This window comes from Acinetobacter sp. Ag2, assembly GCF_001005515.1.
GTDB lineage: Bacteria > Pseudomonadota > Gammaproteobacteria > Pseudomonadales > Moraxellaceae > Acinetobacter > Acinetobacter bereziniae.
Genome location: NZ_LBNA01000038.1, coordinates 1 through 17,637, shown reverse-complemented (window position 1 = coordinate 17,637; position 17,637 = coordinate 1). Strand labels below are relative to the sequence as shown.

Annotated in this window: 8 protein-coding genes; 4 read left to right on the top strand and 4 right to left on the bottom strand. The window is 40.3% G+C overall.

Annotated features, from left to right (window positions below; genetic code table 11):
• Positions 1–425: 425 nt before the first annotated feature.
• Positions 426–8,084: a YadA-like family protein gene (locus AAV97_RS05640; protein WP_081409722.1), complete on the bottom strand. Its 7,659-nt coding sequence runs from the start codon at positions 8,082–8,084 to the stop codon at positions 426–428.
• A gap of 559 nt (positions 8,085–8,643) precedes the next feature.
• On the opposite strand from AAV97_RS05640, the gene metH reads away from it, so the two are divergent.
• From metH to AAV97_RS21365, 4 genes are all read left to right on the top strand, one after another.
• Positions 8,644–12,333, top strand: coding sequence for a methionine synthase (metH, locus tag AAV97_RS05635; protein WP_046760055.1), 3,690 nt, complete (start codon positions 8,644–8,646; stop codon positions 12,331–12,333).
• 293 nt (positions 12,334–12,626) lie between these two features.
• A complete protein-coding gene (locus tag AAV97_RS05630) occupies positions 12,627–13,358 on the top strand; it encodes a Fic family protein (RefSeq protein ID WP_046760054.1) in 732 nt (243 codons plus the stop codon).
• A gap of 249 nt (positions 13,359–13,607) precedes the next feature.
• Positions 13,608–13,907, top strand: coding sequence for a hypothetical protein (locus AAV97_RS21370; protein ID WP_228136514.1), 300 nt, complete (start codon positions 13,608–13,610; stop codon positions 13,905–13,907).
• Entirely contained in the window at positions 13,900–14,196 is a 297-nt protein-coding gene (locus AAV97_RS21365; protein ID WP_228136513.1) for a hypothetical protein, read from the top strand. Before AAV97_RS21370 ends, AAV97_RS21365 begins: the two co-directional genes overlap by 8 nt.
• A 65-nt stretch (positions 14,197–14,261) precedes the next feature.
• On the opposite strand, the gene AAV97_RS05620 is transcribed toward AAV97_RS21365, so the two are convergent.
• From AAV97_RS05620 to AAV97_RS05610, 3 genes are all read right to left on the bottom strand, one after another.
• Positions 14,262–14,555 (bottom strand): cold-shock protein, encoded by a 294-nt coding sequence (locus tag AAV97_RS05620; protein WP_042090153.1) that lies wholly within the window; start codon positions 14,553–14,555, stop codon positions 14,262–14,264.
• A 144-nt stretch (positions 14,556–14,699) separates the two neighbouring features.
• Positions 14,700–16,226, bottom strand: a complete 1,527-nt coding sequence (locus tag AAV97_RS05615; protein WP_046760053.1) for a DHA2 family efflux MFS transporter permease subunit — start codon at positions 16,224–16,226, stop codon at positions 14,700–14,702.
• Positions 16,227–16,232: 6 nt separating this feature from the next.
• Positions 16,233–17,390, bottom strand: a complete 1,158-nt coding sequence (locus AAV97_RS05610; protein WP_004827975.1) for an HlyD family efflux transporter periplasmic adaptor subunit — start codon at positions 17,388–17,390, stop codon at positions 16,233–16,235.
• Positions 17,391–17,637 lie beyond the last annotated feature (247 nt).

The following is a 17,637-nucleotide window of genomic DNA, read 5'->3' as shown; positions in this document are numbered from 1 at the left end:
AATGAAGTGAATTTTTTACTTTTTTCACTTCAGTATTTCGCAATACTTGCGACTCAATCTATATTTTTATTTATTTTATTCAATGATTTAAAATAATTAAATAAAATTAATTTGATTAAATTTTTACATTTCACCCTGAAATAATATTTGTAATATTTCCGTCAAATATGACAGGTGACCAATATTTTCACTCAGTATCTGCGATATTTGTGACAATTTGATGAAAAAACAAACACTATTTTTGAATAAGCTTTGCTTAAATTTCGACAATACAATTTAGCGTTATACAAAATATAAAGGTGCAAATTTAAAGCCAACTTTCGCTTAGACTCGAAAAATATAACTATAAAAAACTCAGTCCCCGGAGGGACTAAGTTTTAAGAGAGTCACATGAAAAATGCTGAAATCAAAACTTCCTGTTTAGATTATTTCCATTGGTAGCCTACCGATACAGCACCGCCGATATTGCTACGACTGTCTGCAGACGCCCCCATTTTCCAAATGATCTTGTTGCTGTCGCTAATCGCACTAATACCCACTGCAACGGCTGTTTCACCGCGATAACCTGAAAGCCCTGCACTCATCATGCTCATACCCGCTTCAGTCGGTTGCGGTAAATTACCCACAGCCATTGCACCTGCAATCCCTGCATAGGTATCGTTGCGTAAATCATCTACATTTTTGTTGGTGTTGTAGAATGCTTGTTCAAGGTTGCTAACACGTGTATCGACTGCACCCAATGCATCCCCTACATTATTATAGCTTCCACCCGCTACATTATAGGTTGGCGCTTTGATTGAGCCATCTTGGTTCAATGTTGAGCCACCGCCGAGGTACTGTGCAACATTGCTATTGGTTTGGTGCAGTTGTGAACCATTAATCGCATCTGTAGAGTCTTTGCTAATCGTACCATTGGCTAAACCACTGACTTTATTACTGGTCCCATCAATAGTCACTTTACCGACATTCACCTGATTTGCCATGACTTGATTGGCAATCACTTGGTCTGCTTTTACCTGATTGGCTGTAACTTGATTTGCAGTCACCGAGTTCAAGTTAATGTCATCTGCCAAAGCCACTTGATAATTATTTGATCCATCTGCATTGGTACTACTGTTCACCACAGTATTTTTACCCGCAGAGACACTGGTCTTAGAACCTGCTACCTGCCCTTGTAATGAAGCAATGGCATCATGCACATTGTCTTTACCTGTGTTGCCGATATTGCTGGTGCTGACAGTACCATCTGCATTAACTTTTGCATTGCCACCCAAAACATTGGCAACACTTTCAGCAGTCCCATGGAGTTGGCTACCATTAACAGCTTCATTGGACGTTGCACTCACTTCACCATCAGCCAAACCAGTGATCTTATTTGTTTGCGCATCTGCTTTGATGTTACCTACGGTGACTGAGTCAAAGCTCACATCATCTTTGGTTGCGACTTGGTAATCAGTTGAACCATCTGCATTGGTGGTTTTAGTGATGGTGGTATTTTTGCCTTCAGTTACAGTACTTTTTGCGCCACCCACTTGACCTTGTAATGATGAAATTGCCTGATTGGTCGCATAGAGTTGTGAACCATTGACTGCATCGGTACTGGTTGCACTGAGTTGCCCCGCTGCAACATTGATGATTTGACGTTCACCGCCGACTTTACCGACACTGACCACACCATTACTCGCAGAGCCTACACCGGCAAAGGCATAGTCCTGACCAAGAATGGTCACTTTAGATTCGGAAGTAGCCGCACGATCTGCGGATTCATTTCCGATTACCACACTATTGGCTTGAGTGGTGGTGATCGAACTACCTAATGCAACCGTTTTATCTTGTGCAACATTGTTGTTATAACCAATCACTACAGCATTTTCACCTGCTGCTTTACTCCCTACACCGACTGCCAGTGCATTTTTACCAGTTGCACCGTCATTGTTGTAGTTATCTGCTTGTACACCATCATCATTGACGCTGACATAATGGGTTTTACTGTCTGCGATGGCTTGATTAGTCGCATAAAGTTGTGAACCATTTATCGCATCTGTACTGGTCGCACTCACTTCACCCGCAGTCAAACCTGTAATTTTACCTGTTGCGCTGTCGGTGATCACCGTACCCACTGTAGTCTTGTTAAAACTCACTTCTTTCGCAGTTGCAACGTTGTAAACACTTTGACCATTTTTACCTTGGGTTTCGGTCACAACAATGTTGTCACCCTGTATAACTTCGGTTTTTGCTGCCGCTGCCGATTTTCCAACTTCTGTAATCGCTTGATTGGTTGCATAAAGTTGTGAACCATTCACTGCATCGGTACTGTCACTGCTGACTTTTCCTGCCGCCACATTGATGATTTGACGTTCAGCGCCTGCTTTACCGACACTGACCACACCATTGTTAGCTGATCCTACACCCGCAAAGGCATAATCTTGACCATTGATGCTGACTTTTGACTCAGAAGTCGCTGCTCGATCTGTAGATTCATTGCCTAATACAACACTGTTGGCTTGAGTGGTGGTGATCGAACTACCTAATGCAACCGTTTTATCTTGTGCAACATTGTTGTTATAACCAATCACTAAAGCATTTTCACCTGCTGCTTTACTCCCTACACCGACTGCCAGTGCATTTTTACCAGTTGCACCGTCATTGTTGTAGTTATCTGCTTGCACACCATCATCATTGATGCTGACATAATGGGTTTTACTGTCTGCAATGGCTTGATTAGTCGCATAAAGTTGTGAACCATTTATCGCATCTGTACTGGTCGCACTCACTTCACCCGCAGTCAAACCTGTGATTTTACCTGTTGCGCTGTCGGTGATCACTGTACCTACTGTAGTCTTGTTAAAACTCACTTCTTTCGCAGTTGCAACGTTGTAAACACTTTGACCATTTTTACCTTGGGTTTCGGTCACAACAATGTTGTCACCTTCTACAACTTCAGTTTTTGCTGCCGCTGCCGATTTTCCAACTTCGGTAATCGCTTGATTGGTGGCATAAAGTTGTGAACCATTCACTGCATCAGTACTGTCACTGCTGACTTTTCCTGCAGCCACATTGATGATTTGACGTTCAGCGCCTGCTTTACCGACACTGACCACACCATTGGCAACTGAGCCAACACCAGCAAAGGCATAATCTTGACCATTAATGCTGACTTTTGACTCAGCAGTTGCAGCACGATCTGTCGATTCATTTCCTAATATGACGCTATTATCTTGAGTAGTAGTAACTTGATTACCTAATACAAAGGTATTGTTGTTTGCAACAATATTACTGATACCCACTATAGCAGAAGAGCTACCACTAACATTATTTGCCTGTCCAAGAACATAGGCTACACTACCTTTATTAACTTGATTATATCTACCTAAAATCCCAGATGAATCACTTTGAACAGTGTTATCTGTTCCCAATGCAATACTGCCATTTCCTGAAATCTGATTTCCGATTCCAACCGCTGTAGTATTCATATTTGTCACATTATTACCAGTACCAAGCGCAAGCGTGCTAGCGCCTGAAACTTGGTTACCAAATCCTAAAGTTGCTGCACCACCACTGGTTAATATATTGTTGTTTCCAATGGCAAGGCTTGTACCACTTGAGGTCAATATCTGATTTTCATTCCCTAAAATGCTACTATTTTGTTGCTCAGAACGGTTATTTGTACCAATAACATGTGCATTATTTGCTAAAGCAACACTATTGCTACCTATAACCGTTGAACCACCATTAGAGGCTTTAACTCCACTCCCGATTGCAATACCACCATAGTTTGAAACAGCGTTAGTCCCAAGGGCAACACTATTTTCGTTCTCTGCTTTTGAGGCTACACCAATTGCAATTGAGTTTTTACCAATCGCCCCATCATTATTGTAGTTTCCGCCTTGTGTTCCATCGTCATTGACGCTGATATAGTGGGTTTTACTGTCTGCGATGGCTTGATTAGTAGCATAAAGTTGTGAACCATTCACTGCATCGGTACTGTCACTGCTGACTTTTCCTGCCGCCACATTGATGATTTGACGTTCAGCGCCTGCTTTACCTACACTCACAACACCATTACTAGCTGAGCCTACACCCGCAAAGGCATAGTCCTGACCATTGATGCTGACTTTTGATTCAGCAGTTGCAGCACGATCTGTTGATGCATTCCCGAGAATCACACTATTGGCTTGGGTCGTTGTAACATTGTTACCAAGAACTTGGGTATTGTCTTGAGCAACGATATTTTTATTTCCAATTGCTGTTGAATTTTTGGCGTTATTGAGCTGATTTTCATTCCCTAAAACATTGTTGTTATCACCACCAGTGATAGTATTACTAAATCCAGCCGCTAAAGATTTGGTGCTATCCGTAATTTTATTAAAAGCACCAATTGCTGAGCTATATTCACTGGCACTTGAGATTTCATTGACAACACCGACACCCAAGGCACGACGACCTAAAATCTTATTATTTGCACCTAAAGCCGTGGCACGCTCCCCTCCAGCTGTATTCCAAAGACCAATTGCTGATGACCACTGACCATCTGTTTGGTTTTCTGCACCAACCGTAATAGAACGATAACCGAATGCACGGTTATAACTACCCACCGCGACACCTGAGAAATCTTTTACAGTGTTGTTTGAACCCAAAGCCACGGCTTCATTGCCCGTTACATTGTTATTGCTACCAATGACTGTACTTGCACCAGCAGTATTACTTAAAACATTATTATTCCCAATGGCAATACTATTTGCTGCATCAGTAGTCACATTACCAATCGCAATTGCATTTTCACCCGTTGCTTTAGCACCCACGCCCAACGCTAAAGAATTTTTCCCTTGCGCCCCATCATTATTGTAGTTTCCACCTTGTATTCCATCGTCATTGACACTGACATAATGGGTTTGACTATCTGCAATGGCTTTATTGGTCGCAAAGAGTTGTGAACCGTTGACTGCATCGGTACTGGTTGCACTCACTTCACCTGCTGCCACATTGATGATTTGTCGTTCAGCACCTGCTTTACCAACACTGACGATACCATTTGCCACAGAGCCAGCTCCTACAACAGTATAGTCTTCACCATTGATTGTAACTTTATCTACTGTGGTTGCTGCACGGTCAGTTGATGCATTCCCTAGAATCACACTGTTGTCTTGAGTAGTTGTAATACCGCTACCCAATACATAAGTATCATTTTGAGCTACAGTATTATTATTTCCAAGTATGCCAACACCAGAACCATTAACAATATTGCTGTCACCAACAACATAACTATATCCATTATTGATTTTGTTATGACGCCCTAGTGCCATGCTATAATAAGCTTGAACGTTATTTGTATTACCTATTGTGTAGGATTCATTACCACCAACTATATTACTCCCTCCCAAAGCTCCAGAACCCCATCCATGAACATTATTAGCATCCCCAAAAGCTGAAGAGCCATCCCCACTTCCAACATTATTTGCTCGACCAACTGCAATATTACGACTACCCGTTACTTTATTAACACTACCTAGGGCAAAGACTTCACTTCCACTAACTTCATTGTAACGTCCAAAAGCACCGGCACCCCACCCTTGAACATTATTACCATCCCCAAAAACGGAAGAGCCATTCCCCCCCCCAACATTATTTCCTCGACCAACTACAGTATTAGAATCACCCGTTACTTTATTAACACTACCTGCAGCAAGGGACTCACTACCATTAACTTCATTGTATCGTCCAAAAGCAGCAGAAGCCCATCCATTAATATTATTACCTTCTCCAACAGCCTGTGATCCATTCCCACCCTTAGCAATATTCCCATTACCAAAAGAAATATTACCTTCAGCTTCCATTTGGTTCCCTACACCCATTGCGATACTATTGGTTCCTGATGCACTTGAATTCACACCAATCGCCAGACTATTGGAACCTGTTGCACTTGAATTCACACCAATCGCCAGACTATTAGTCCCTTTTGCCCCATCATTATTGTAGTTACCACTTTGCGTACCACCGTCATTAATACTGACATAATGGGTTTGACTATCTGCAATGGCTTTATTGGTCGCGAAGAGTTGTGAACCATTCACCGCATCTGTACTTGTTGCACTAACTTCACCTGCTGCCACATTAATGATTTGCCGTTCAGCGCCTGCTTTACCAACACTGACGATACCTTTTGCGACAGAGCCAGCTCCTGCAACAGTATAGTCTTCACCATTGATTGTAACTTTATCTACTGTGGTTGCTGCTCGGTCAGTCGATGCATTACCCAATACAACGCTGTTGGATTGAGTTGTTGTTACTTTATTACCGAGTACATGCGTATTATCATTTGCAACAATATTGTCATTGCCAACCACACTACTTTCGCTGCCATTGACTTGGTTAACTGCACCAAGCGCATTCGACCTTCTGCCATTGATTACATTATCAATACCAATCGCTGTAGCGTGATGAGCTTCAACAATATTATTTCTCCCCAATAAAATAGAATAACCCAATGTGCTTTTATTCGACAATCCTGTAACAACATTAAGAGGCCCATAAACCTCATTCGCTTGTCCTGCGACAGCACTGTGCTCTGCATTTACAGAGTTCCCTCCTCCAGCAACAAAGTTAGTCAATCCCAAAACGTTATTACTTGAACCAAAAACATTGGTATACGGACCTGAAACAGTATTTCCTTGCCCCATTACATTAGTGGCATAATCACCCTGAATGTTATTACCATTTCCTACTGCAAGATTTTGGCTGCCCTGTATATTGTTTTGATTACCAATTGCTGTGTTACGTATACCATCAGCCGTATTATTCAGCCCCATCGCAACAGAAAAGTCATTTGTAGCGTTATTACCAGCTCCAATCGCCACAGAAGCATTTCCAGCAGTACTGCTGTTTAGTCCCATGACAACATTACTGATTCCATTGGTTCGAACATTGGTACCGATTGCTACGGTGTTGTAAGTATATTGATTAACTACATTATGGTCAGCGACAGCATTTAAACCAATTGCAACCGCACCTGATTTTAGCGCTTGAGAGCCTGTCCCTACAGCAATCGCATCATTTCCAGTGGCTTTCGTTCCTACACCAATCGCCAGACTATTAGTCCCTTTTGCCCCATCATTATTGTAGTTGGCACCTTGCGTACCCCCATCATTGACACTGACATAATGGGTTTCAACGGCTTTCAGTTGTGCAAGGTTGACTACATCTGTATCTACTGTACCAGCGGCAACATTGGTAATTTGACGTGTATTGCCTGCACTTCCCACACTGACTGCACCCAATGTCGATTGAGTTGCATTGATGGCTGATAACTGGGCTTGATTTGCACCAGTAGGAATATAACCTACAACACCAGCGGCTGTATTGGCAACAGAGCTACTGCCTAGCGCAACACCACTCTCGACCTCAGCGACACTCCCTGCACCAATCGCTGTCGATCCTTGAGCAGATGCTTTCGCTCTCGAACCCATTGCAGTGGCATAAGCTTTCCCAATCGTATCTGGGTCTGTACCTGCTGATGGTTGACTAAACGAATCTGTACCAGCAAGCGCACTATAGCCATAAGCTGTACTTTCCAACCCAACTGCTAAAGAGCCATTGCCCATTGCTGTGGCTAACTTATTAGCATAAGTTCCCTGTCCTAAAGCGGTACCATCTGTATAAGCAATCGAATTCCCACCCAAAGCCATACTGTTAAATGCAGTTGCTATAGCATCATGACCCAATGCCATACTTTGATAACCTGCTTGCGCATTATTGCCTATTGCCACACCTTGAAAACCATGAACATCAGCATTGTTACCAATCGCGACACCTGAAGCACCCGAGCTACTCGAATCTGGACCAATCGCAACAGAGCCATCAACACCAGCACCATCATTATTGTAGTTTCCGCTCTGTACACCACCATCATTAACACTGACATAATTATCAGCAGCGAATGTCACACCTGACATGGTGGAAGCGACGATTACCGCACTTGCAACAATTGCTTTCCCAGAAGAGCGTTTGCCACGAACCTTTGAAGTTTCAGAAATTGCACACCATGTGCCTAATGATTCGTTCCAAACAACTTTATATGTCTTATTCATTGATAATTACCGTAAGTTTTTAGAATAGTTCTGAGTAATAGTTAACATTATTTATTGGCATTGCAATGCTTTTACTAACGTATGCGAAAAAATCAGCCATACCTGAAAATGATTGATTTTTTGGAATGAATATTTGACTTTTTGGTACACTTTTTAAAGTAAAAAACCAACTTTTGTTTGATCAGCAATGATTTTCTATTTTCCAAAGCTTCTTTGAGAATCATCAACTTTTTAATATTTTGGTTTGATAATTATCGTCATTTATCATCGATTATATTTTAGATGTAACACATTTATTATTTTGTGATTCATTGAGCAAGTTTATAATTTTTGCCACAAAAATAAATTTAAAAAAATCACACTTTCATTAAAATAATGTGATTAAAATCATTATTTTGTTTTTATATTTACTTTCCAAACTGAACTTTGTTTTTAGTTGAAAATTAATCAAATTCATTCATTTTTCAAATCATCCATATCGACAAAGATGAATACCTTGCCGCGCTACATTCTGATAACATAGCGCTATTTTTAAAATCCGATTTTATTGAGAGTTTGAATGTCTACGCTTACCACGTTAAAAGAGCTTCTTGCCCAACGTATTCTCATAATTGATGGTGCGATGGGAACCATGATCCAACGCCATAAACTGGAAGAAGCAGATTATCGAGGTGAGCGTTTTGCAGATTGGGCATCTGATCTCAAGGGCAATAACGATCTTTTGGTGCTGACACAGCCTGACATTATCCAAGGGATTCATGAAGCATACTTGGACGCTGGTGCAGACATTATTGAAACCAACAGCTTTAATGGTACACGTGTATCCATGTCTGACTATCATATGGAAGACTTGGTCCCTGAGATCAACCGTGAAGCTGCGCGTATTGCCAAACAAGCATGTTTAAAATACTCAACACCAGATAAACCACGTTTTGTCGCAGGTGTATTAGGTCCTACATCACGTACCTGCTCTATCTCGCCCAATGTGAATGATCCTGCTTTTCGTAACATTACCTTTGATGAGCTTAAAGACAATTATATCGAAGCTACACATGCGCTTATTGAGGGCGGTGCAGATATTATTCTGATCGAAACTGTATTTGATACCTTGAACTGTAAGGCTGCAATTTTTGCAGTAAAAGAGGTATTTAAACAACTTGGTCATGAACTGCCATTGATGATTTCAGGAACCATCACAGATGCTTCAGGTCGTACACTGACAGGACAAACAGCAGAAGCTTTTTGGAACTCTGTGCGCCACGGTGACTTATTATCAATTGGCTTTAACTGTGCTTTGGGTGCAGATGCCATGCGTCCGCATGTCAAAACTGTTTCAGATGTTGCAGATGTTTTTGTCTCAGCGCATCCCAATGCAGGTTTACCCAATGCTTTCGGTGGTTATGATGAAACGCCAGAACAAACTGCTGCATTTTTAAAAGAGTTTGCTGAAAGTGGTTTGATTAATATCACTGGTGGCTGTTGTGGTACCACACCAGATCATATTCGTGCGATTTATCATGCCGTAAAAGACATCAAACCTCGCCAAATTCCAGAAACTAAACCTGCTTGTCGTTTAAGTGGTTTAGAGCCATTCAACATTTACGATGACTCCTTATTTGTCAATGTCGGTGAACGTACCAACGTCACAGGTTCTAAAAAATTCTTACGTTTAATTCGTGAAGAAAACTTTGCAGAGGCACTCGACGTTGCTTTACAGCAAGTGGTTGCAGGTGCTCAAATCATTGACATTAATATGGATGAAGGAATGTTGGATTCGGAAAATGCAATGGTGCATTTTTTAAATCTGGTTGCATCCGAGCCTGAAATATCCAAAGTTCCAATCATGATTGACTCATCAAAATGGGAAATCATTGAAGCAGGATTAAAATGTGTTCAAGGTAAGCCTGTTGTAAACTCGATTTCTTTAAAAGAAGGTTATGACGAGTTTGTGCATAAAGCACGCCTATGCCGTCAATATGGTGCTGCGATTATTGTCATGGCATTTGACGAAACAGGTCAGGCGGATACAGCTGCACGTAAGCGTGAAATCTGTAAACGTTCTTATGATGTATTGGTCAATGAAGTCGGCTTTCCTGCTGAAGACATTATTTTTGACCCGAACGTATTTGCTGTTGCAACAGGGATTGAAGAACACAATAACTACGCTGTGGACTTTATTGAAGCCACCGGTTGGATTAAACAAAACTTGCCTCATGCCATGATTTCTGGCGGTGTTTCAAACGTTTCATTCTCGTTCCGTGGCAATGAACCTGTGCGTGAAGCCATTCACTCTGTATTCTTATATCATGCTATTCAACAAGGCATGACCATGGGAATCGTAAATGCCGGTCAAATGGCAATTTATGATGATATTCCAAAAGAATTAAAAGATGCGGTTGAAGATGTGATTCTCAACCAAAATCAGGGAGCAAGTGGTCAAGATGCAACTGAGAAACTGCTCGAAGTTGCAGAACAATACCGTGGTCAAAGTGCTGCTCAAAAACAAGTTGAAAATCTTGAGTGGCGTAATGAAACTGTTGAAAAGCGCCTTGAATATGCGCTTGTTAAAGGCATCACCACTTTTATTGATGAAGATACCGAAGAAGCTCGTTTAAAATCAAAACGCCCGTTGGACGTGATCGAAGGTCCATTGATGGACGGTATGAACGTTGTTGGAGATTTATTTGGTTCAGGTAAGATGTTCTTACCGCAAGTTGTAAAATCTGCACGTGTCATGAAACAAGCTGTTGCATGGCTAAACCCGTACATTGAAGCTGAAAAAACAGGAAGCCAATCTAAAGGAAAAGTGTTGATGGCAACAGTAAAAGGCGATGTTCATGATATTGGTAAAAATATTGTGGGCGTGGTGCTTGGCTGTAATGGTTATGACATTGTTGACCTTGGTGTTATGGTCCCTTGCGAAAAAATTCTACAAACCGCGATTGATGAAAAAGTTGATATTATCGGCTTATCTGGCTTAATTACTCCTTCTTTAGATGAAATGGTATTTGTCGCTAAAGAAATGCAACGTAAGGGATTTAAGATTCCATTGTTGATTGGTGGTGCAACAACATCGAAAGCACATACTGCGGTAAAAATTGATCCACAATATTCAAATGATGCAGTGATTTATGTTGCCGACGCCTCTCGTGCAGTTGGTGTTGCGACAACATTATTATCCAAAGAAATGAAGCCGGCATTTGTCGCAGAACATCGTGCTGAATATGAAAAAGTACGCGAGCGTATTGCCAACAAACAGCCCAAAGCTGCCAAGTTGTCTTATGCTGAATCGATTGAGAATGGGTTAAAAATTGATTTTGCGGCTCATCCACCAGTAAAACCAAACTTTATCGGTCTACAAACCATCACCAACTACCCGCTTGAAAAATTAGTCGATTACTTTGACTGGACGCCGTTCTTTATTTCATGGAGCTTGGCAGGCAAATTCCCGAAAATTTTACAAGATGAAGTGGTCGGTGAAGCTGCGACTGATTTGTATAATCAAGCACAAGCGATGCTCAAAGACATTATTGAAAATAAACGCTTTGATGCGCGTGCTGTATTTGGAATTTATCCTGCCAATCGTTCAGCAGCGGACTCAGTTGAAGTCTATGATGAGTCTGGTGCAAATACCACCCATACTTTCCATCATATCCGTCAACAGTCTGACAAAGTGACCGGGAAACCTAATTTATCGTTGGCGGATTTTGTGGCAACCAAAGCACAAGCTGAAGACTACTTGGGTGGTTTCACCGTTTCAATTTTTGGCGCAGAAGAAATGGCACATGAGTACAAAGCCAAAGGGGATGATTACTCTGCCATTCTTGCTCAGTCCTTAGGTGATCGTTTTGCTGAAGCATTTGCTGAACATTTGCATGAACGTATTCGTAAAGAGTTCTGGGGCTATCAGGCTGATGAACAACTCTCAAATGAAGAATTGATTAAAGAAAAGTATGTCGGTATTCGTCCTGCACCGGGCTACCCTGCTTGTCCTGAGCATTCTGAAAAAGCATCTTTGTTTGATTGGTTAGGTACGACTGATAAGATTGGTACCCAATTGACCAGCAGTTTTGCAATGTGGCCACCTTCAAGTGTGAGTGGTTTCTATTATGCGAATCCTCAATCTGAATACTTTAATGTCGGTAAAATTGCATTAGATCAGCTAGAGGATTATGCAAAGCGTAAGAACTGGACTTTGGATGAAGCGAAACGTTGGTTAGCTCCGAATTTGGATGATTCAGTTTCTTAGGTTCAGTGTTATAGAATCCCCCCACAAGTCCCCTTTTTCCAAAGGGGGCTTGTATATAAATCAGGCGAATTAATATTCTTCTCTCTTTTAAAAAAATAGATTTATAATTCTTGATACAATATTACAATTAAGTTTTAAGTATTTGAATTTTATAATGATAAAAAAATTTAGAAATAATTTAAATAACTAGATTCATTTCTACGATAAATTTACTCCTAATACCGTAACTGTTAGATTTTATAGCCATCATTTTTTCATGTATGATCATTTTATTGCGCCTGTAGAGATAAAACATGTTTGAGATCATTGATGATTTAAAAGCTAAATTGGATCAACATCGACCTCTTTCTCCTACGATTGTTAAAAATCTACACGAAGACCTCGTTTTACGTTGGACTTATCACTCCAATGCCATTGAGGGTAATACCTTAACTCTGTTAGAAACAAAGGTTGTACTTGAGGGAATTACGATCGGTGGTAAAGCATTAAGGGAGCATTTTGAAGCAATCAATCATCGTAATGCGATTTTGTATGTTGAAGATATTATCAAAAGTCAAGAACCCTTTTCGGAATGGCAAATTCGTAATATTCATCAACTCATTTTGAAAAATATTGATGATGAAAATGCTGGGCAATATCGCCAACAAAATGTATTAATCTCAGGGGCTACGGCGCTTCCACCAGACCATACATTGCTCAATGATAAAATGACTCAGTTTATTGATTGGTATAATCGTGATTGTCAAAAATTGCATCCTATTGAACGAGCAGCCAAAGTCCATGCAGATTTTGTAGCGATCCATCCTTTTGTTGATGGAAATGGACGTACATCTCGATTATTGATGAATCTTGAATTGCTTAAATCTGGTTATCCACCAAGTGTAATTACTGTAGAAAATCGATTAGCTTATTATGAAGCTTTAGATCAATGGATGGCGAATAATCACACTGAACCATTTATTCATTTGGTTGCTAATGCCGTATTGGATGGATTTAAACCTTATCAGATGATCTTAGGAATTTAAACAATAAATCCTATTTTCAATAATACGTAGGATAGATTACTGAAAGGAAATTGTAGATCCAGCATTATCTTGAAATTCGCAATATTATTCTATTTAAATAAGTAATTACGCTACTTTTCTAGCAACATAGTACAATGAAAATTTAATAGGAAAAACAATAACGTGATTTTTATTCTATGCTTTTAATTACCAAATAGTTAAATTAAACTTAATATAAAATTTAAATCAGATAAATAAAATGGAAAGGTCATGGCAGGTGGTTCACAGATAATTATCAATAAAGAGCTGAAAATCTGCATTTTTATAATATTAATTGCGATTATTATCATCATCTTCCTAGAAACTAAGGCAAGAATAACCATGCAAAAAGAACCGACTTTAAGTTTTTCGACTCTAGCTCATCAAGACATAGACCCTGAAATTCAAATCAATATAAGACTCATCAATAACATCAAAGAAAAGGGATCAAGTAAAAATAAATTGATTACACTGTTAAAAGATGGTGTTTTTTTATCCCTTAAACAACACAAAAGACTTTTCAATGTATGAAATATTTATTAAACAAAATCATCAATTTGCCTATATTGCTAGTGAAAATATCTATTTCAGCGAGGATAATTCATCGATCAGAGCCAATAGTAACCGAAAAGGAATTATTTTTATCAATCCTACTATAGCTGATGACTCGATTACTCTTGAATATCATCAATATTATGGAGAAAAGCAGACTCAATATTCAAAACGTTTGAAACTATCTGATTCATATAAATATAACAGTCGAATGTTCAATCAACAAACGACACTAGATGATTTTGATCAGGTCAATATCTTAAAATAACTCAAGTCAAAATCTTAAAAAACCAAAGGCATTTAAATCAAATGCCCCCCAATTTTCAACAGCGATTACTTTCTAAAATTAGACAACAAAGTATTGGTAATCGACTTATTGTTCTCAACAACTCTCGTCTTTTTAGCCTTGGCGGACTGGTCTTCTACCCGTTCGATTTTAGCGGCTTTCAACTTACCGTTATTTTCAACTACGATAAATTTAACTCGCTCGTTACGCTTTGGTTCTCCCTCAGCAAGCGGAAAATCAGAAATATGGAAGAAAATATCCTGCTCAAGCCCACCAATAAATCCAAAGCCTCTTTCAGCATCGTATTGTTTAATTTTTCCTTGTTGGAATTCAGGCTTCATACATATTCCTCATCGCAGTACACAATCTGTGTATTATACCCTGATCTTGATCAATAGATAAAATACAGGCTATCTATCGACTAAACATAAAGAATATCTATAAAAAAGCCCGCTTTTCAGCAGGCTTTCAATAACACTTAAAATTTAATGGGCATGCCCTGCGCCCACATTACCTTTCGGTTTAGGGCATAACCAAATAATTAACCCTGCAAAGATAAATACCATCGCAAAAATCAAAAACACATGATTGACAGAAAGTGTTAAAGCTTCCTTATCCACCAAGTTGGAAATCGTACCCAAAGCCATTTCTGGGCTAAAACCACTATTGACCAGATTACGCTGGGTTTCTTCGACATGCATGGTTGAAACGATTTCACCCCGTGCCAACTTGGTATGATCATCCCAAATCGTCACAGCCAGAGAGGCACCTATCGCCCCTGCCATCGTTCGCATAAAGTTCATTAAACCCGCAGCAGAAGCAACTTCATCTGGACGAACCACACCCAAGGCAATGTTGGACAAAGGAATAAAGAAGAACGGCACAGCAAAACCTTGAATAATCTGTGGCCAAGCCAATGCCATAAAATCTGCATCCGTGGTCCAAAATGAACGCATCAAGGTCACGCCACCCAAAATCATCAAACCAAAACTCGACAATGCTCTTGGATCATATTTGGTTGCCATTTTCGCCACAATCGGTGACATCATCAAACTACCGAAGCCCATCGTTGCAGTGAGATAACCTGCCCAAGAAGCGGTATAGCCCAAGTTGATCTGTAACCATTGTGGAATCAATACAATACTGCCAAAGAATGCTGCAAAGGCGAAAGCCAGCGATATTGTGGCAATGGTAAAACCACGGTATCGGAAAATCTGTATGTTGACGATGGGATGTTTTTCATAATATTCCCAAATGAAAAAGGCAATAAATCCAACCACCAAAATCACAGCCAAAATACAAATAAAGGTATTATTGAACCAGTCCCGTTCATGCCCTAAATCTAGCATGAGCTGCAATGCACCAATCCAGATAATCAGCAAAGTTAAGCCAATGGTATCAATAGGTAATTTTGCAATCGGGGTTTCTGCTGTTTTCATCAAACGCATGACACCCAAAGCACAGATTACACCTACAGGAATATTGATAAAGAAAATCCAGTGCCAAGACCAATTATCACTGATTGTTCCACCCAGAATTGGACCTAAAATTGGACCAACCACTGTGGTCATTGCCCACATACCCATTGCTTGCGAATGCTTTTCAGGCGGAAAAATACGCATGAGCAGCGTTTGGCTCAATGGCATGATTGGACCACCAAATAAGCCTTGCCCAATACGACAGATCACCAGCATTGCCAAACTATTGGATAAACCACACAGAATGGAAAATGTGGTGAAACCGATCAAACTGATGGTAAATACCCGAACAGCACCAAAGCGCCCAGCCAACCAGCCCGTTAAAGGCACACAGATGGCTTCCGCAACAGCATACGAAGTAATGACCCAAGTTCCCTGTGAACTTGAAACTGCTAAACTTCCCGTAATATGTGGTACAGAAACATTGGCAATGGTCATGTCCAACACGACCATAAAATTGGCAAGTGCTAAAAAGAATGCAGCGAGGAGTAAACGCCCGCCTTTCAGCTCATTTTGAAATGTTGCTGTATTCATAAGCGATTACTTCGCTGATGAGGTATCGACCTCAGCATTCATGGACAAACCCACACGTAATGGATGTTCAGCCAATTCTTTAGGATCAAGTTTGATACGCACTGGTAAACGCTGAACCACTTTAATCCAGTTACCTGTCGCATTTTGTGCAGGAATCAAAGCAAATGCAGAACCAGTGCCTCCAGAAAAGCCAATCACTGTACCGTGATATTCAACATCCTTACCATATAGATCAGAGGTTAAAGTTGCCTTTTGACCGACTTTGACATTCTTTAACTGGCTTTCTTTAAAGTTTGCATCGACATACAGATCAGCTATTGGCACGATTTTCATTAAACTTGCACCAGGCGCCACACGTTGCCCAATTTGAATGCTACGTCGCGCAACAATTCCGTCTAGCGGTGCTTTAATTTCAGTCCGTTGTAAATCTAAAAGCGCTTGATCAAGTTTTGCTTGAGCTACCAATACATCAGGTGTTGAACTTTGTGAGGTACCACGAATTAATGCTTCATTGGCATCTAAGTTACTTTGCGCTGCTTTTCGTTTTGATTCAGTTTGGGCAAGCGCCGCTTTTGCTACATCAACGCTGGCTTTAGCATTATTTAAAGCACTTTGTGCTTTGCTAAATTCTTCCTTCGATATTGCACCTGTTGCACTTAATTGCTGACGGCGAGCAAATTCTTGTTGCGCTTGCTGATATGCGACTTCGGCTTGTGCTACTTGCGCTTTAGCACTATTAATATCGTCTGTACTCACCAAAATTTGCGAGGACAATGAACTGCTATTTGCAGAACTTTGCGTGTATTGGCGCTTTGCCTTAGTTAACGCTGCTTCGGCTTCTGCAACCGCAATTTTAGCATCACGATTATCAATAATTGCCAAAACATCGCCTTTCTTGACTTGCTGTGTATCACTCACTAAAACTTCAGCCACCTGACCACTGACCATTGAAGTAATTTCAGCAGTTTCAGCACCAACATAGGCATTGTCTGTTTCCACAGTATTGCTAAATACTAAAGCCCAAATTGCATATAGAATTGCTGCTGCGACAACAATAATGGCAAAAATCTTCAGCATTTTTTTACGTTTTTGTTTGGCTTCCAAATCCGCTTGCGCTTCATTTTCATCGTTTGGAGAGGCATTCGTCGTTTGCGCTTCAGTCATCGCATATTCCTAGCTTACTTGGACTTGTCAAAACATCAGTGCATTTTAAGGATATAAACTGAACATCAGCTTAATCACTTTTTTGGGGGTTTTGCGTGATGGTTGAATAAGTCAACTTCTTAAAATTGTGGTGCTCAATTTTACAGACAAAAATCATATTATGAGAATAAAAATATTACTCTAAAGTTTATCTTTATAAAATAGATCAATCTTAGGGTCTATTGATATTTCATAAATGGCTTGCGTT